This is a genomic window from Roseibium aggregatum IAM 12614 (assembly GCF_000168975.1).
Lineage (GTDB): Bacteria > Pseudomonadota > Alphaproteobacteria > Rhizobiales > Stappiaceae > Roseibium > Roseibium aggregatum.
Map to the genome: position 1 here is coordinate 180264 of NZ_AAUW01000004.1, position 16937 is coordinate 197200.

Genomic DNA, 16937 nt, shown 5'->3' on the forward strand with positions numbered 1-16937 from the left:
TGTTCGCCTCGCAACGCACTCAAAGCTGGGGGAAGAATGGTGCCTGCGCCGCAAATCTTTGCCAGTCCTTGTTGGTGGGTTTGGTCCAGCCCGCTTCGGCGACCGCATAGAGCCTGGGAAAGACCATGTGGTTGAAGATCACATTGTCGGTCATGTGCTCGCACCAGATACAGGCCTGAACACCCTTGAGGCGTTGCTCGCTTCCCGCGCTGAGACCGGTGGAAGCCTCATAAGTGTAGCAGTCCTGAGGCGTGGAAACGCCGGCCCAGCCCGCGCCCGGCTCCTGCCAGCCGGAAGCCTGAGCCATGTCCATGTAATAATGCTGTCCCGGGTTGCAGATGACGTCATAGCCCTGGTCGATCAGATCTTTGGTGACTTCCTGCTTTTGCCAGGCCATCAGCAGGACACCGTCCGGATCAATGCCACCGCCGTGAGAAACTTCATCCCAACCGGCAAGCTTCCGGTTGAGTTTTTTCAAGATTCCCCGAACGCGCCCCATAAAGTAGGCTTGAACCTCCATCGTATCCGCGAGGCCCTTTTCGTCCATGAGACGTTGGGCTTTGGGGGATTCAAGCCAGGAATTGACGTCAACTTCATCGCCGCCGATATGAATGAACTCGAAGGGGAACAGGCTCGCCACTTCCGCAAAGACCTTTTCCAGAAACTCGTAAGTTTCATGCATTGCGGGGTTGAGCGCGTTGTTGGGGTACCCTTGAACGGAGTGATAGCTCTCAGGTGCCTCCGCCTGATCGGCAAAGCGCGGGTAGGTTTTCAGAACGGCAGTGGAATGTCCGGGAACATCGATTTCGGGAAGAATGTCGATGTTGAGGCTGGCCGCATGAGCAACGATTTCACGCACCTCGTCTTGCGAGTAAGCGCCTTCATAGACTTCGGCCGCAAAGCCAAGCTGCGGAACCTGCTCGCAGCCTGGTCCACGCCGCGCGCCACTGACGGTCAACTCCGGATAGGCCTTGATTTCAAGCCGCCAGCCTTCATCGTCGGTCAAGTGCCACTGGAAGACGTTCATCCGGCCCCAGGCCAAGATGTCAAGCAGCCGCAAAATATCTTTGGGGCCCCGGAAGTGCCGGGAAACATCCAGATGTGTGCCGCGCCAGGAAAACCGGGGAGCGTCCTCAATAGACCCCTTGGCAGGAAACCTGAACTTGTCCGGGGCCTGATGGGTGCCGTAGGCGACCTGGGCAAGAAGCGTCAGGCCGTAATCACGACCGGCAACTCCGCTGTAGGTCAAAGTTGCCTTTGATTGGGCGAACTCTAGCCGGTAACAGTCGTCTGCAAGGTTTTTGTTCTGTTGGAATTCGATCTCGATCTGGTGATGCGACGGCGTGAACCGGAAGGGCTGCGGTGCGCATGGGAAAAGACGCGCAGAGAGTGCGTTGATCTTGGCGGCAGCCGCTTTTTCTTCGGCGGACCCATGGGCAACAAGAAAGCCCGCCCTGTTGTCAGCATAGTCTGAAATGGTGACCGTCTGGGGCCAGGGTACGATATGGAGAGGTTCGGAGAGTTCTCCGTCCGGTATTCTGCGCCGTTCACCGCTGTCCAGTTCTTCCGGCGCTTCCAGATCATTGCACAACACCTCAATGACACGACCTTCGGTGCTGACATAGGCAGACTTCGGACCATCGAGACGGTGCCTTGCTACATTCGCAAGACCGGTAATAGAGAATGTCCAGGTTTCACCGGGGCCGATCGTTTCTCCGGCCTTCGGTGTGATTTCATGAAAATTTGCGATCCGGATGAAGCTTTCGGCGTTTTCAAGTTTTGCATCTGCCGAAGCCCGATTGAGCGCCGTGTAGGCAAGCGTAAAGGCCTTCAAGGGTTTGGAACTGGTGTTGGTCAGCGCAAACTCCTGGCGCGAAGCTGCAAGATCCTTCGCCGGGCGGTAGAAACAATCGAGCACAAACTTGGTCATGATCTAACATCCGTCGAAGTCGGAAGATTGAGTGAAGGTTCGGGCGAGGGAAGGCGAGCCGGCGGTCAGTCCGCTGTCGACTGGCAGGCAGATGCCGGTGATGCAACGGGCTGCCGGACTGACCAGAAAAGAAACGGCTGCTGCAATGTCATCCGGCTCGGGTAGTGTTTTGAGTGGATACCAGGCGAGGGCTTCTGCAAAGACATCCGGATTGGCCGCCTGACGGGTCTTCCAAGCCTGGGTTTTAATGGTTCCCGGAGCGATGGCATTGGAGCGGATGCCATACCTGCCATATTCAACGGCAATGGACCTTGTCGCCTGGATCAATCCCGCCTTGGCTGCGCTGTAGGCAGGGTGACCGTAGACCGACAGTCCGTTGACGGAGGCAATATTGATCACGTTGCCAGCGCCGCAGGCAATCAAAGGCTGTTCAAAGGTCTTGAAACAATTGAGCGCGGCTTCCAGGTTCAGGGTGAGGTCCTTCGACAGGGTTTTAGCCGTCATCTGGTGCAATGTCAGGGCCGCTGCCGCCCCTGCGTTGTTGACCAGCGTTGTGACTTCACCGAGCCTTGCAGCTTCTTTTGAGAGCCGTTCCAAGTCAGCCTGTTTGGTCAGATCGCATTGGATCGCGGCAATGTGGGCGCCATGATTCTCAAGGTTGTCTACCGCGCCTTCAAGAGCAGTCATATCAATGTCGACAGCGGCAATGGTGTGTGTTTCTGACAACTTAGCTGCAATGGCCATGCCGATGTCGCCGCCAGCGCCTGTAACCACCGCAACGGGTTTAGCCACTTGTTCAGTCACCGAGTGCTTCCTTGTCGTCCAGATCGCGCGTGTTGCTGAGCTGGTATTTGACGCGTCTGAGGTTCTCCCGGGCTTCGTCCCCCCGCCGCATCGCGACGAGCGTTGCCAGAAGATCCGTCACGAACAGAAAGGCATAGCGGCTGGTGCTTGGCCGCAGGATGTTCTCGCCTTCCGGCAGATCGATCGCGATCGTGATATCCGCCAGGTCTGCAACCGGGCGGCCCGGACGGGTGAGGGCGATCACGACGGCACCGTAGGTTTTTGCGGCTTCCAGAGCGCGGACCATCTGGAGGTTCCTGCCGGAGACAGATGAAGCGATGATGACGTCGCCCGTGCGCATGGTGGCTGCCTGCATCAACTGCATCGCATGATCTGTAACGCTGACGGTGCGCAGGCCGAGGCGAAAGAAGCGGTTCTGGATTTCGTCTGAAATCATGGAGGACGTGCCACCTGCACCGAAGGCCGCCAACAGCTTGGCCGTCGAGATGGCATCTGCCGCGGCGAGCACGGTCTCCATGCCGAGCGCGTCGCGCGTGCTGGCCGCTGCCTCCTGGAACTGCGCCAGAAGGCTGTCGGCGATGTCCGCAGGCGCATCGGAGGCCGCGTTCGCAGTCAGATACCTTGTGCCGGCGAAGGTGACCTGTGCGACCTGAACCTTGAAAGCCGTGAAGCTTTCGCAGCCGAGACGACGGCAGAAGCGGGTCACCGTCGGTGGCGAAACACCTGCGCGTTCTGCAACGTCCGTGATGCCGGCATTCACGATGAATTCGGCATTGCTGCGGAGCAATGCCGCCAGGATCCGTTCCGATTTGGAAAGGTCTGGCTCGATCTGCTGCAGAACGGACAGGATATCCCTCATGGGATCAGGCCGGTTTCTTATAGGCGACGCAATCGATTTCGACCTTGCAGTCGACCATCATGGTTGACTGCACGCAGGCGCGTGCTGGCGGATGCTCGCCGAAATAGGTTTTGTAGACGCCATTGAACGACCAGAAGTCGCGCGGATCATCGAGCCAGACGCCTACGCGCACGACGTGTTCGAGGCCGTAACCGGCTTCTTCCAGGATCGCGATCACGTTCTTGATGGTCAGGTGTGTTTGTTCGACAATCCCCGTGCCGACAATCTCGCCATCCTTCATCGGAACCTGACCGGAAACATACAGCCAGCCGTCAGCTTCAACGGCTCGGGCGAACGGCAGGTTCTGGCCGCCGGCACCCGATTTTTCAGCACCATAGCGTTTGATCGACATATTTTGCTCCAAAATGAAAACGATTTACATAGTGGTTTGACATTGGTTTTATTTCACCCGTATATTTTCTAAAAATCAACCGTCAAAATGAAAATGGTTTCCGATATGCAGGCGCTTTCCGACAGCCAGACAAATCCCTTTACCGGAGATGATGAAGATCGCGCCGCGATCTGGGACATGCTTGTCTTGCGCGACATCAACGCCTTCGTCGCAGCGGACTGGTCGCAGGTGGCGGGAGACTTCGACGAACCCGCCTTTTTCGGCGTGGACGCCGGCAAGGTGTCCAATCCCGACGATTGGAAACTCGGTTTTCCAGACCTCGGTTCCTACAGGGAGCGCTGGCTAAGCCAGGCAGAAATTTTCCGGGCTACGGAATTCGCCGAAGACGCACGTGCCGCCATTTTTGACGCGACCCGCCTGACCGAGATCGACATCAACGGAGATCGGGCGGTCGCGCACAAGAAATTCGACGGCCGTATCCGGAAAGCAGATGGCGGCGAGAACCGTATGTTGTGGCAGACGTTGTATTTCTGTGTCCGTAAGGAAGGGAGCTGGAAGATCTGTGGCTTTGCCGGGTATTTGCCGAATCCTCTCGGAGAAGCGTCCTGATCATGACCAAGCCACGCGCTTTCACCGCTGTTCTGGCAACGGAAACCAACACGTTTTCGCCGATACGGGTCGATATCAACGCGTTCAGGGCGTCGTTGCTGGCAAGGCCGGGCGAACATCCGGAAACACCGACCTTGTGTTCGGCCGTCATGACAGTCGGCCGCCGGTTTGCCCGGGAGAACGGTTGGGAACTGATTGAAGGTACTGCCGCCTGGGCTGATCCCGCCGGGCTAGTCTCCAGGCAGACCTTCGAAGGGTTGCGTGACGAGATCCTGGATCAGGTCGCTGCCGGTGGACCGTTCGACGTCGTTGTGATCGGTCTGCACGGTGCGATGGTGGCGGATGGCTATGACGATCCGGAAGGCGATCTTCTCAGCCGAATTCGATCGATCGTGGGCCCCGATGTTCCGTTGATCGCAACATTCGACCCCCACAGTCATCTGACAGCCAAACGCGTTGCCGCGGCAGATGCGCTCATTGCCTTCAAGGAGTTTCCGCACATCGATTTTGTCGACAGGGCTGAGGATGCCTGGCGGATAGCCGGTCAGGCGGTTGCCGGCGAGGTCAAGCCGGTGATGAGCGTCTATGATCCCAAGATGATCGATGTTTTTCCGACAACATCCGAACCGATGCGTCGCTTCGTTGACGACATGATCCGGCTGGAAAAGGAAACTCCGGGCCTTTTGTCTCTTTCGGTCATCCATGGCTTCATGGCGGGTGACGTGCCGGAAATGGGAACGAGACTGCTGGCAGTGACAAACAACGCGCCGGTGCTAGGGCAAAAAATGGCGCGAGACCTGGGCGAGGCACTTTTCCAGTTACGCGGCAAGGTTCGCAGTATCGAACTCACACCGGCTGATGCCTATGCCAGAGCACTGGAATTTGACGGCGGCCCGGTCACGATTGCGGACATGTGGGACAATCCTGGCGGAGGAACGGCGGGCGACGCCACCGTTCTGCTGGCAGAAGCCATGGCCAGAAACCTTGAGTGCATTGCTTTTGGTTCAATCTGGGATCCGGTCGCTGTCCAACTCTGCCACGCGGCAGGTGAGGGCGCGCGGATGATGCTTCGGTTCGGTGCCAAATCTGCACCGGAAACCGGCGATCCCATCGATGCCGAAGTCGAAATTGTCCGCAATATCCGGAACGCCGAACAAGCCTTCGGCCAGAGCATCGTTCCCATAGGCGATGCAAGTCTGATCCGGATCGGCGGGATCGAAGTGATCCTGAATTCAACCCGGGCCCAATGCTTCGACACCAGCCTTTTTTCCAATTTTGGCATCGATCCGGCCAAACGGAAAATCCTGGTGGTGAAATCGACCAACCATTTCCACCAGTCCTTTGCCCGCGTCAGTCCCCTGATCCTTTATTGTGCGGCAGGACGTCCCTATCCCAATGACCCCAGGGTTACACCCTACAAGAAGGCACCGCGGGACATCTGGCCGATCAACGAGGTCGTTCCGGCGAACGGGCATGAAACCAAGACCAGTGCCGGCAGCGCCGGTCGTAGAGGAGGCTGAGCGATGAGTGTGGGGCTATCCATCCAGGACCTTCTGACCCCGGTAGCCGTAATCGATGAAGCGGTTATGGAAACCAATATCAAGGTCGCACAGGAGTATTTCGACCGGATTGGCCGCAAATTCCGGCCTCACATCAAGACCCACAAGATACCGGCACTGGCGGCATTGCAGCTCGCCTATGGCGCATGCGGTATCAATTGTCAGAAGATCAGCGAAGCGGAAGTGTTCGCCGATGCCGGGTTCACCGACATCCTGATCACTTTCAACATGCTCGGCAATTCGCGGCTCGACAGGCTGAAACTGCTGAACACCAAAGTGGACTTGCAGGTTGTTGCGGACAATGAAGTTGTCGTAGACGGCCTCGCGGAGGCGTTTTCGGGAGGCCAGCCGTTGAAGGTCCTGGTCGAATGCGACACGGGTGGTGGACGAAACGGCGTCCAAAGCCCGGCTGCCGCAGTCGAACTTGCAAAGCGGATCGATGAACAGCCCGGGCTGGTGTTCCGCGGTCTTCTGACCTATCCGAAACCCTCGTCGGAAGTGGTGGTTGAAGCCCACTTTTCGGAAACCCTGGCGCTCCTGAAGCAGGCCGGGCTTGAGTGTCCCGTTGTCTCGCATGGCGGGTCGCCGGGCCTTTTCGACAGCGATCTTGTGCCCAGCGCCACGGAACACAGAGCCGGTACCTATATTTTCAACGACCGCGCCATGGTGCGTGCCGGCATGTGCGACGTTGACGATTGCGCCATGCATGTTCTGGCCACCGTTGTCTCGAGGCCGACGGAAAACCGTGCGGTCCTGGATGCCGGTTCCAAGGCGTTGACCTCGGATTTGCTGGGTTTTTCCGATCACGGCCTACTGATCGACTATCCGGAGGCCTCCATTACGGCGCTCAGCGAGGAACATGCGGTCGTCGATCTGACGAACTCCGCCAGCAAACCACAGATCGGCGAACGGGTCCGGATCATTCCGAACCATACGTGCGTCGTTTCAAACCTGTTCGACCAGTTGGTGTTTCACAAAGACGGCGTGGTGACCCGCATCGAGACGGTCGCTGCGCGCGGGCAAGTCGTCTAGTCCTCCAGACGGCTTGCCCGCCCGTGACGCAATAGAAAACGGCCATCTCACAAGGTGGCCGTTGTGTTTTCAGGCATCAGGCGGCATCTGTCCGTTATGTATGTCGACTGCTTCCAGCTCTTCCAGCGAGAGCAGGCGCTGAAAAGCGTTGCCCTCGTCATCGAAGAGTTGGCAGTCGATGCGTTGCAGGCCCATGGAAGCAGAGACACCGGCCTTGACCGTTAGATCCTGGCCTGATGGCAACGTGCCCCCAACACCGTCAGGACTGGTAGTCTTGCCGAACACCTCCATGAAATTCATTTTCGGATTGCCGATGAGGCCGGCGACAAAGGTGTTCTGCGGTTTGTGATAGAGTGCCAGCGGCAATCCGACCTGCTAGATAACGCCTTCATCCAGCACCCCGATCCGGTCTGCCATGGTCATGGCTTCCACCTGATCGAGGGTGACGTAAATCATGGCCGCTTCGAGTTCGGCGTGCAGCTTGGCCAGTTCGACGCTCATTTCCGCTCGCAGCACCGCATCGAGATTTGACAGAGGTTCGTCGAACAGGAAGACCGAAGGCTCACGCACATTCGCAAGGCCGATGGCGGCGCGCGGGCGCTGACCTCCGGAAAGTTCGTCCGGCTTGTGCTGCAACCTTTCCTTCAGTTGCAGTATTTCAGCGGCGGCCTGGACCTTTTCTTACACCTTGCCTTTGGACAGGCGCTCGACACGCAGGGGAAAGGCGATGTTTTCATAAACAGGCCTATGCGAATAAAGCGCATAGAACTGGAACACCACGGCGACGCCGCGTTTGACCGGCAGCAGATCGTTGACAACCTTGTTCTCGATCGTGATATCGCCGCCCGTAATTTCCTCAAGCCCCGCAACCATGCGCAGCAAAGTCGATTTCCTGTATCCGGACGGACCAACAAAAACAATGAATTCGCCGTGGTCGACTTCAAGATTGACGCCCTTGATGACTTCCATCTGGCCATAGCTTTTGCGTACGTCGCGTAGCTGCAACGCGCCCATGGTCACTCTTTGTTTGAAGACGCGTCCGGGCCTCCCGAATGCGTGGGAGAGGGGGGGCGGACAATGCTCAAGGTGTGACTTGAACTCTTCAAGCTGCTCTGCGGCGATTTCAAAGGCGTCGGCCCCAGGACAACACCCTGAACGGCTTCGTAGATGGTATTCTGCAAGCCGATGTGGTCGGTTACGAACGGCGCCGGTCTACCGGTCGGAATGGCGTCGAGGAAGGCCTTCCAGGTCGGATCCTTTCGACGATTTCCTTAACCTCAGGCATGTGATGCAGTGGCATGTAGCCTTCTGCGATATCGAACGCCATCTGGTTTTCCGGATTGGTCGGGAGCTTTGCAAGTGGCGGAGCCTGTTCTTCGACGCCGGGGCCTTTGAAGATGGAGAGCGAGTCGGTGATCAGGAGTGTGTCGGGGCCACCGCTCGGACCATGCGGGATCCGCGCGACATGAGTTTCTCGTAGTTTTCGAGCCCTACGTATTCGTAGTTCGAGCTCATGCTTGTGTTGGTGAAGGACAGCCGGAACGGTTCGAACAACGGATAGGCGACGATGGCCAGCATGACGAGCGAGCCCGGTACCAACGGAAGAAACGGGAAGTAGTCGGTCTTTTTCGATGATTGCGCCATGGGGCCCTTATGCAATGCCGTAGCTGTCGAACTGCTGCCAGGTGTCGGTGAGGTCGATGACGCTTCTTGTGCGGCGCGCTTCATCCAGTTTGATTGCCGTCAGTCCGGCTTCCAGTGCATCCAGAACGCCAACGGGCAGGTTGCCGCCATTCTTGAAATAATGGTGGAGGTCTCGCGCCATGGCTTCATCAGCGCCGTAATGGCCATGACGACTGGCATCAACGACCTTGGGCTTGTCGATCAGGCAGGCGGACGTCAGAGCGTCATGAACCCGGTAGTAGTTGCGGATGAAGTCGCCTTCCGCCATGCCCTTCGTGCCCATGACCGCAAATCGGCGGAATTCGTCCGGCACATACATGTTTGTGTGAAAGCAGAGGTTTGCGCCGTCCTGATATTCGATCAGCGCAGTCTGATAATCGATGATGTCGCCATCGCTGTCGAAGTCGGCATTGCCGCCGCCCCAGCGTGGAGTGAAGGGATCGACCCTGCCTTCGATTTTCGGCGTCGGGAAAGTATGGTCCTGATCCGGCCGGTTTTCAGGTATGAAGCTTTTGCGTCCGCCGAAGCTGGACACGAAACGTGGACGACAGCCGGTGACGCCTTGGTAAAGGTCGAGGTCGTGGCAGCATTTTTCCAGCATGAAACCGCCGGAGTTTCTGTCGTAGCGGCGCCAGTCGCGCATGAAGAACGAGCCGTGATAGGGCCCGATATGCTCGGATGCCTCAATGGAGACCACCTTGCCGATCTGGCCGGACTTCAGGCTCTTTTGAAGCTCGGTGTAGAGCGGTGAATAGCGCAGCACCAACCCGACAAGGACACGCTTCGATCCCCCATGCTTCTTCATCAGGGATAGAAGTTCGAACGTTTCCGCTTCGCTGACGACAATCGGCTTTTCGCAGAAGATGTACCGGACATCCGTCTCCAGTGCTGTTCGCAGATGATCCAGATGCATGAAATTGGGCGAGCCGATCATCAGAAGATCGAGTTTTTCCTTCCGGATCATCCTGGCAAGATCGGTGTAGGCGGTCAGGCTATGGCCGCATCTCGCCTCGACATGCTTGAGGCCGGCTGGTGTCGGGTCGACGTAGGCGCAGGGATCCAGATCTCCCGAAGCCTCCTGCAGGCAGTTGCTGACGTTGGCAATTCTCGCGCCCAATCCGACATAGCCGGTCTTCATACTGCGGTCTCCGTAAATTGATCGATGGCATTGCGAAGGGACTGAACGGTGCTTCCATCGGTATTCTTGATGCCTTCCTCGGCGACGAATCCGAGACGCGTTTCCAGGTCCTGAGGCGCCTGCGAACGCTTCACCGAAGAGCAGGACGCATGCAGTTCCCTCACTCCGGATTGTTTGAGGATGAGATTGGCGTTTGCGGCAGTGATGCCTGATCCAGCCATGATTGAAATTCGGCCGTCAGCGAGCCTGACTGCCTGCTCAAGCAACTGCAGCCCGCCTTCCGCCCTCGGGGCCTGACCAGACGTCAAAACCCGCTCGAACCCGAGTTCGATCGCCTCTTCAATGGCTCTTGGATAATCCTGGACGGTATCTATGGCGCGATGCAGGGTCGCCGGCAGTCTTGTGCGCTTCAGGGCCAGTGTCAGGAAGTCGCGATCAAGGTGGTGCAAGCTATCGACGGCACCGATAACGATACCGGCCAATCCGGCCTGTTCTGCCGCCTCCATGTCGCGCAGCATCACGGTCTTTTCCAGATCCGAGTATAGGAAATCACCGGACCGCGGACGTATCATCGCGTAAACGGGGACAGGAAGCTTGGCGGCTGCCACCATGAAGCCTCGTGAAGGGGTCAAGCCACCCTCGGAAAGGGCTGCGCAAAGTTCAATACGGTCGGCTCCGTTTTCGGCTGCCGTCCAGGCGCCTTCGAGAGTGTCTACACAAACCTCGAGCGGAACCCTGGTCACCGCGCGGCTTCCTTGAACAACGACCGCGCAACGATACCAGCCCCGTGCAGGCCGCCATTGGCGGAATATGCCCCCTTGATGACGAGCGGTTCGCTATAGTCCGCAAGCACGATGTCCCGTGTCTTCCTGTCGATCACATCCAGAAGGACAAGGTCGTTGGAAAGGCCTCCGCTTACCGGAATGACATCCGGCCCAAGCGTGTTGACAAAGGCAGAGAGCGCGCGAGAGAGCAGTGTGGTGAAGGCTTCCAGCGTTTGCGTGGCGGCTTTTTCGCCAGCATGCCAGGCAGCGGTAATTTCCTTGCTCGGCTGGTCCAGCCCATGCAGCGACCGATGGATCTTTTCCATTCCGCGGGCCGAGCAAATAGCGTCGATGCATCCTGTCTGACCGCAGCCGCAGGCATAATGCTCAATTCCCGTCAATTGACCACCAGCGGTCGGATCCATGATGGGGCCATGTCCCCATTCGCCGGCAATACCGCCGTAGCCGGTGACCAGAGAGCCATTTACGACAAGCCCGCCACCGACGCCGGAGCCCAGAATGATTCCGAAAACGACCGGTTTACCGCGGCCGGTGCCGTCGATCGCCTCTGCAAGTGCAAAGGCATTGGCGTCGTTTGTAATGGCAACGGGGCGGTTGAGGGCGGTCTCCAGATCCGATTGAACTCGCCGCTTGTGAAGGCAGGGAATATTGGCCACATCAGCGATGCCGCTGCGTGCATCAAAGGCGCCGGCCAGTGAAATCGAGATGGGGGAGCCTTCTGGTCCGGAGCAGGTCGCGATGGCATCGACAAAGGCCTGCCAGTCGTTGCCAGGAGTCGCTACCCGGCCTTTTTCCGCAACGGTTCCATCCACTTGGAGCTCTCCATGTCGAATGAAGGAGCCTCCAATATCAAAACAGGTGGTCATCGCCTGCCATAACGCCTCTGGGTTTTGTTTGTTAACGACCATTTATAATACCAATATGCAACCAATGACATGGGTAGTAAACTGAAAAAAGAAATTGGCATTATTTTTTTAACGAATTGGGCTTGTGAATCCTGTCAATAACAACGGGAGGAGGGGGCTTCGAAGAAGGGTCGCATATGTCAGAGCGGCCTCGACTTTCAAAGATACAGTGTTGAGCGGGCGTCGCTTGCCAGAGATCGGGGTTAAAGGAAGGGACGCAGGTTTCCGTCATGTTCGGCGAGGGATTTTTCGGCACCTTCCAGGTCGAAGCCTTCCCGAATCATCAGCACGGCAATCTTGACCCGCCCGCCGGCCTGCTGAAGCTTTTCAGCCGCAGCCTCGGCAGTGCAGCCGGTCAGATCCTGAAGAATGCGATAGGCACGCTGACGCAGTTTTTCGTTGTCAGCTACAAGGTTGACCATGTGGCCACGAACCGCGTGCCCCAATCGCAGAGCAACCAGCGTTGAGATCATGTTAAGTGCTGCTTTTTGGGCACTTGCAGCGCCGAGACGTGTTGAACCGGCGATAATTTCCGGCGGCGTTTTCAGGAAGATCGGGAAATCCGACTGGTGCAGCAGGGGCGTGTCGGGATTGTTTGCCAGCGCAACCGTTCGTGTGCCTGCCGCGTGAGCGCCTCTGACCGTACCGAGGGTATAAGGTGTTGATCCACTGGCTGAAACGGCGATAAGAATATCTCCTTCCCCAAGGCCGGATTTCTGAAAATCCGCAAATCCAGCTTCTTCGTCGTCTTCATAGGTGCCAGCCAGATGAAGCAGGTTTGCAGCGCCGCCAGCGTAGAGCATCCGCATGCGCTCAACAGGGAAGCCGAAGGTGCCGGGCAGTTCCAGGCAATCTGCCAGTGCCGTCAATCCGGCGCTGCCGGCTCCTGCGTAACCGATCTTTCCGCCTGAAACGGTCACGCTCTGCAGTGCTTCTGCTGCTTTTGCTATCTGCGGAATGGCTGCTTCCGTGGCTTTCAGTGCATCCTTCTGGCGTTGCAGCAGCAGGGACAGCACGTCTTCATCAGACCTTTTGGACAGGCCAATGGAAAGCGGGTCGCGGTCTTCGGTCGTCGGCAAATTCATGGGTCAGGAACTCGGAGAAACGCCAAATTTCATGTTGCGGAATTAAGTCTCTCGGGGCAACGCCACATCGGCGCGGCCTCTGGTGGGTGCTCCGGTTGCGGTGACGCAGGTTCGCAAATTGTTTTAACACTTGATTTTCGGTTTCGATAGAGTTTAAATTGGTATCTGAAAGGTATTATTTTCATCTCCAAGGCGCCCCTTTTCATGACGGACTTCATTTCCATGCTGGAAAATGGTGACTGGCTGGCGAACTCCAGCGGTCCCCGGTATTTGCAGTTGCGGCGGCGCATTCAGCAGGCAATTGACGATGGCGTGCTGAGGGAGAATGAACCGCTTCCGTCCGAACGCGAAATAGCGTCAATTACAGACCTGTCTCGTGTAACGGTGCGCAAGGCGGTTGCCGGTCTTGTCGAGGATCAGGTCGTTGTCCAGAAGCGTGGCAGTGGATCGTTCGTTGCGCCCAAGGTGCACAAGGTCGAGCAGCGTCTTTCCAGTCTGACGTCCTTTTCCGAAGATATGGCACGACGTGGGCTTTCCGCCAGCAGCGAATGGCTGCGCCGTGGGTTGTTTCCCGCATCGCCAGAAGAAATGTTCACGCTCGGTCTCACATCCGGTCAGCGCGTTGCCCGTGTCGACAGGCTTCGAAAGGCTGACGGCACCGCAATGGCAATTGAGCGCGCTTCTCTATCCGAGAACGTTCTGCCTCATCCAGAGCGCGTCACGACATCACTTTATGCCGTCCTGAGGGCGTCCGGCATGCAGCCGGTACGTGCCATACAGCGCATTTCCGCACGCAACCTCGAGCCCATTGATGCTGACATACTCGGAGTTCCGGCCGGGTCTGCCGGGCTGAAAATAGAGCGTGTGTCCTATCTCGCATCCGGAAACGTCGTCGAATTTACCCGTTCCGTTTACCGCGGCGATGCCTATGACTTCATCGCCGAACTTCAGATTTTGGAAGACTGATCCAGATGAGTGAAGCAAGTACCTTGGCCACGCCGACGCACATGCGCCGGGAAATTGAAGAAATCCCGGACGCCGCGCGCCGCCTTCTGGCCGATGGACATCCGCTCATCCGCGACATTGCGAAAAAAGCAGGCGCGCCGGTGTTCCTGGCAAGTGTCGCCCGTGGTTCGTCGGATCATGCCGCGACATTCCTGAAGTATGCGTCGGAAATCTACCTCGGCCTTGCCTTGGCTTCTCTCGGGCCGTCCGTTTCTTCGGTTTATGGCGGCAAGGTCAAGCTCGGCCAGGCGCTGGTGATTGCAATTTCCCAGTCAGGTGCCAGCCCTGACAGTCTCTCTGTTGTTGAAAGCGCTACGAGACAGGGCGCCTTCACGGTTGGCTTCACCAACACCTCAGACAGCAAACTTGCAAGGCTTTCGAGCGCTGCCATCGATATTTGTGCAGGGCCTGAGCGCAGTGTTGCCGCGACCAAGACCTTCGTCAATTCCGTATTGGCCGGATTGCTGCTGCTTGCGGAAATCGGTGGCGATAAGGAATTGCTCGACGCGTTGGCCGCTTTGCCGGAGCATTTCGAGAAGGCGATCGACAAGGACTGGCGCGCGCTTGCCCAGCCGATCGAGCAGCGTGGCTCGCTCTATGTCATCGGCCGTGGACCAGGCTTGGCAATAGCAAACGAAGCCGCGTTGAAGTTCAAGGAAACCTGCCAGATTCACGCGGAGGCTTATTCGTCTGCCGAAGTTATGCATGGTCCTGTGTCGATTGTCGAAAACGGATACCCGATCCTGGCCCTCGGTGTGCGCGATGCCGCTGAAGAGGGGCTTGCCGAGGCAGCGGATCGCATGGTGGATCAGGGCGGCAGCGTCTTTGCGACGACAGACAAGGTTCGTCGTGCAGAAAAGCTCGCCTTCCAGGCAACCGGCCATCCTCTGACCGATGCGTTGGTTCAGATTGTCTCCTTCTATGCCTTTATCGAGTGGTTCGCGCGTCACCGTGGGTTCAATCCGGATGTCCCGAAGCACCTGAAGAAAGTCACCCAGACCGTATGACCTCCAGAACCGCCTATCTCTGCAGCCGGGTTTTCGATGGCGAGAAAATCCATGCGAATGCAGCCCTGCTTGTCGAGGAGGGCAAGGTGGTTGGCCTGTGTCCGGTTGACCAGGTGCAAGCTGGCATGGAGACACTGGACCTCGGTGATGGTCTTCTGACCCCGGGGTTGATCGATCTTCAGGTCAATGGCGGCGGCGGCTTGATGCTGGGGGATGTGGAAACGGTCGATGACTTCGAACGTATCTGCGCCGCTCATGTGAAGCTCGGCACGACAGCCCTGACGCCGACCTTGATCACGGACACGCCTGAGACAACACGAAAAGTCATTGATCTTGCAATTGCGGCATGGGCGAGGGGCGTTAAAGGCTTTCATGGCTTGCATCTGGAAGGCCCGCATCTTTTTGCAGGGCGCAAGGGCGCACATGACCCAAGGCTGATCCGACCTCTGACCCGGGAAGACATGTCGCTCTACCAGCGCGCTGCGCGGGAATTGCCTAGCCTTATCATGACCGTTGCACCGGAAACCGTACCGCCCGACCAGATACGGGAGTTGGCAGACGCCGGAGTTCACGTCAGTCTTGGCCACACCGGTGCGACCTATCGGCAATGCAGTGCTGCGGCAGAAGCAGGCGCTTCGATGGTCACACATCTCTTCAACGCCATGAGCCCGTTGCAACACCGCGAGCCCGGCCTTGTCGGCGCCGCGCTCGATCTGGGCGCGCTCAACGTTGGTATCATTGCCGATGGAGTCCACGTCGATCCGGTCGCAATGCGTATCGCACTGAAGTCCAAGACCGGCCCGGGCAGAATATTTGTCGTGACCGACGCCATGTCGCAGACCGGCACCGATGTGACGTCCTTCTTCCTGGGCGGGCGAGAAATCTTTCGCCGCAACGGTACACTCACCCTCGAAGACGGCACACTTGCAGGCGCCGATATCGATCTTCCGGCGTCTTTGAAATTTTTGACAGATACACTCCAGCTTCCGCTCGAAACAGCGCTGGCGATGGCCACCAGCGATCCCGCTGACGTGCTTGGCCGTCCGCTCGGCCGTTTTGAAGAGGGCTTTCCGGCGGACTTCGTCCAGTTCAGCAACGGCTTTGGCGTTGAGAGTGTCTGGATTGCGGGTCAGAAACTGGCAAAAGCATAGACCAGCACGAATTCCGCTGAAAAGCAGCCCGCGCTGAGGCCACGGACTGCGGTGGGAAGACTTGCTGGTCCGCCGCTTACGTCTTGTCGACCTTTTTCAGCGTCGATCGAACGTTTGGAAGCGTCAGCAGCGTGTTCGGTATCTGCAGCAGTTCCTTGAAAAAGCGCCTGACGAGAGCTCCGCGGCTAGGCCTGTAAGGGGATAAAATGAACGATTTCAGACCCCAGCCGATACCGCCTACGTTGGGTAGGGCGCGAATGGCGGTCTCGTAACAGCGCCGAACCAGTGCTGAATTGCTGGTCTTGAAGGAATGCAGCAAACCGCACCGCTCCACGTCGCGTTTGAATTCCTTCGTGATGACCGAGGTTTCGCGTTTCGTAAATGTCCAGTTGATGTTGATATTCTCATCTTCCTTGGCAATCACCCGGTGGTACCAAAGAGGCGGAAGGTAAAGCAGGTCGCCTTCCTCCAGATCGAATTTATAAAAACGCTTTTTCTTCAGTAGTTTGTCTTCATCTTTCAGGAGAGAAAAATTGGTGAACGGATAACAGGGCAACGGTGTTTCGGGCGAAACGAGTACCCATTCCTTTCGTCCCTTCACCTGAACGGTGATGACGTTCTCGGCATTGGTATCGTAGTGAAATTCCGTCCTATTGTTCCTGCTGTTCACCCAGAATCTCCAGGCGACGGAATCTTCCATTATCCGGTCTGAAGAGAGGACCTCCTTCAGAAAGTCCGGCATCTCGATGTCCTGTTCAAGAACAGGCGATCGGCTGACGAAAAACACACCTCTATCTCGCACGTTCGGCAAGCTATGCAGTTCTGCCCGCAGACGTTTGAAAACCCATTTTTTTCGCGCCGGCCAGCTTTTTGCCAATCCCTTGACGAGCAAAGGTTGTTCCTTGTCACAGTAGAATTTTAGAAACTCGGCATAACCGGGAGCTGCCGTTACAGTGGGAATGGATGGTTCCGCATCGCCGATCATAAAAAGTAT

General features: G+C 57.3%; 16 protein-coding genes and 1 pseudogene. 6 read left to right on the forward strand and 11 right to left on the reverse strand.

The features are described 5' to 3' along the window. Positions 1 to 19 precede the first annotated feature (19 nt). From SIAM614_RS06985 to SIAM614_RS07000, 4 genes are read right to left on the reverse strand one after another with little or no spacing between them, the layout of a single operon-like run. Positions 20 to 1930: a beta-N-acetylhexosaminidase gene (locus SIAM614_RS06985; RefSeq protein WP_006933168.1), complete on the reverse strand. Its 1911-nt coding sequence runs from the start codon at positions 1928 to 1930 to the stop codon at positions 20 to 22. A gap of 3 nt (positions 1931 to 1933) precedes the next feature. Further along, positions 1934 to 2722, reverse strand: a complete 789-nt coding sequence (locus SIAM614_RS06990) for an SDR family oxidoreductase (RefSeq protein WP_040439577.1) — start codon at positions 2720 to 2722, stop codon at positions 1934 to 1936. A 4-nt stretch (positions 2723 to 2726) separates the two neighbouring features. Further along, positions 2727 to 3593 carry a MurR/RpiR family transcriptional regulator gene (locus SIAM614_RS06995; RefSeq protein ID WP_006933173.1) on the reverse strand — a complete coding sequence of 289 codons (867 nt, stop codon included), beginning with the start codon at positions 3591 to 3593 and terminating at the stop codon, positions 2727 to 2729. Positions 3594 to 3597: 4 nt separating this feature from the next. After that, positions 3598 to 3984, reverse strand: a complete 387-nt coding sequence (locus SIAM614_RS07000) for a RidA family protein (RefSeq protein ID WP_006933174.1) — start codon at positions 3982 to 3984, stop codon at positions 3598 to 3600. 87 nt (positions 3985 to 4071) lie between these two features. Here SIAM614_RS07000 and SIAM614_RS07005 point away from each other — a divergent pair, with 87 nt between their 5' ends. Genes SIAM614_RS07005 through SIAM614_RS07015 form a run of 3 tightly spaced genes read left to right on the forward strand, consistent with a single transcriptional unit; the run spans position 4072 to position 7184 of the window. Then, the gene (locus tag SIAM614_RS07005) at positions 4072 to 4593 is read left to right on the forward strand and encodes a hypothetical protein (protein WP_006933176.1); all 522 of its coding nucleotides are present in this window, start codon (positions 4072 to 4074) and stop codon (positions 4591 to 4593) included. Positions 4594 to 4595: 2 nt separating this feature from the next. Further along, positions 4596 to 6113, forward strand: a complete 1518-nt coding sequence (locus SIAM614_RS07010; RefSeq protein WP_006933178.1) for a M81 family metallopeptidase — start codon at positions 4596 to 4598, stop codon at positions 6111 to 6113. A 3-nt stretch (positions 6114 to 6116) separates the two neighbouring features. After that, positions 6117 to 7184, forward strand: coding sequence for a D-TA family PLP-dependent enzyme (locus tag SIAM614_RS07015; protein ID WP_040439494.1), 1068 nt, complete (start codon positions 6117 to 6119; stop codon positions 7182 to 7184). Positions 7185 to 7436: 252 nt separating this feature from the next. On the opposite strand, the pseudogene SIAM614_RS07020 reads toward SIAM614_RS07015, so the two are convergent. The 6 genes and pseudogenes from SIAM614_RS07020 to SIAM614_RS07045 form a co-directional block, all read right to left on the reverse strand. After that, positions 7437 to 8198, reverse strand: a pseudogene (locus SIAM614_RS07020) (ABC transporter ATP-binding protein); the annotation flags it as partial. Between the two features lie 402 nt (positions 8199 to 8600). After that, a complete protein-coding gene (locus tag SIAM614_RS31735) occupies positions 8601 to 8828 on the reverse strand; it encodes a sugar ABC transporter permease (RefSeq protein ID WP_006933193.1) in 228 nt (75 codons plus the stop codon). Positions 8829 to 8835: 7 nt separating this feature from the next. Beyond that, positions 8836 to 10005 carry a Gfo/Idh/MocA family protein gene (locus tag SIAM614_RS07030; RefSeq protein ID WP_006933195.1) on the reverse strand — a complete coding sequence of 390 codons (1170 nt, stop codon included), beginning with the start codon at positions 10003 to 10005 and terminating at the stop codon, positions 8836 to 8838. Next, positions 10002 to 10748 (reverse strand): copper homeostasis protein CutC, encoded by a 747-nt coding sequence (locus SIAM614_RS07035; protein ID WP_006933197.1) that lies wholly within the window; start codon positions 10746 to 10748, stop codon positions 10002 to 10004. Before SIAM614_RS07035 ends, SIAM614_RS07030 begins: the two co-directional genes overlap by 4 nt. Then, complete coding sequence (locus tag SIAM614_RS07040) at positions 10745 to 11698, reverse strand: ROK family protein (protein WP_324293995.1); 954 nt, start codon at positions 11696 to 11698, stop codon at positions 10745 to 10747. The genes SIAM614_RS07035 and SIAM614_RS07040 overlap by 4 nt, the downstream gene beginning before the upstream one ends. A 200-nt stretch (positions 11699 to 11898) precedes the next feature. After that, on the reverse strand, positions 11899 to 12780 hold the full coding sequence (locus SIAM614_RS07045; RefSeq protein WP_006933201.1) for an N-acetylmuramic acid 6-phosphate etherase: 882 nt from the start codon (positions 12778 to 12780) through the stop codon (positions 11899 to 11901). 204 nt (positions 12781 to 12984) lie between these two features. On the opposite strand from SIAM614_RS07045, the gene SIAM614_RS07050 reads away from it, so the two are divergent. From SIAM614_RS07050 to nagA, 3 genes are read left to right on the forward strand one after another with little or no spacing between them, the layout of a single operon-like run. Next, complete coding sequence (locus SIAM614_RS07050; protein WP_006933202.1) at positions 12985 to 13746, forward strand: GntR family transcriptional regulator; 762 nt, start codon at positions 12985 to 12987, stop codon at positions 13744 to 13746. 5 nt (positions 13747 to 13751) lie between these two features. Then, positions 13752 to 14792, forward strand: coding sequence for an SIS domain-containing protein (locus SIAM614_RS07055; protein ID WP_006933203.1), 1041 nt, complete (start codon positions 13752 to 13754; stop codon positions 14790 to 14792). Continuing rightward, on the forward strand, positions 14789 to 15943 hold the full coding sequence (nagA, locus tag SIAM614_RS07060) for an N-acetylglucosamine-6-phosphate deacetylase (protein ID WP_006933205.1): 1155 nt from the start codon (positions 14789 to 14791) through the stop codon (positions 15941 to 15943). Before SIAM614_RS07055 ends, nagA begins: the two co-directional genes overlap by 4 nt. A 76-nt stretch (positions 15944 to 16019) precedes the next feature. On the opposite strand, the gene SIAM614_RS07065 is transcribed toward nagA, so the two are convergent. Continuing rightward, positions 16020 to 16928 (reverse strand): cupin-like domain-containing protein, encoded by a 909-nt coding sequence (locus SIAM614_RS07065; protein WP_006933206.1) that lies wholly within the window; start codon positions 16926 to 16928, stop codon positions 16020 to 16022. Positions 16929 to 16937: the final 9 nt, after the last annotated feature.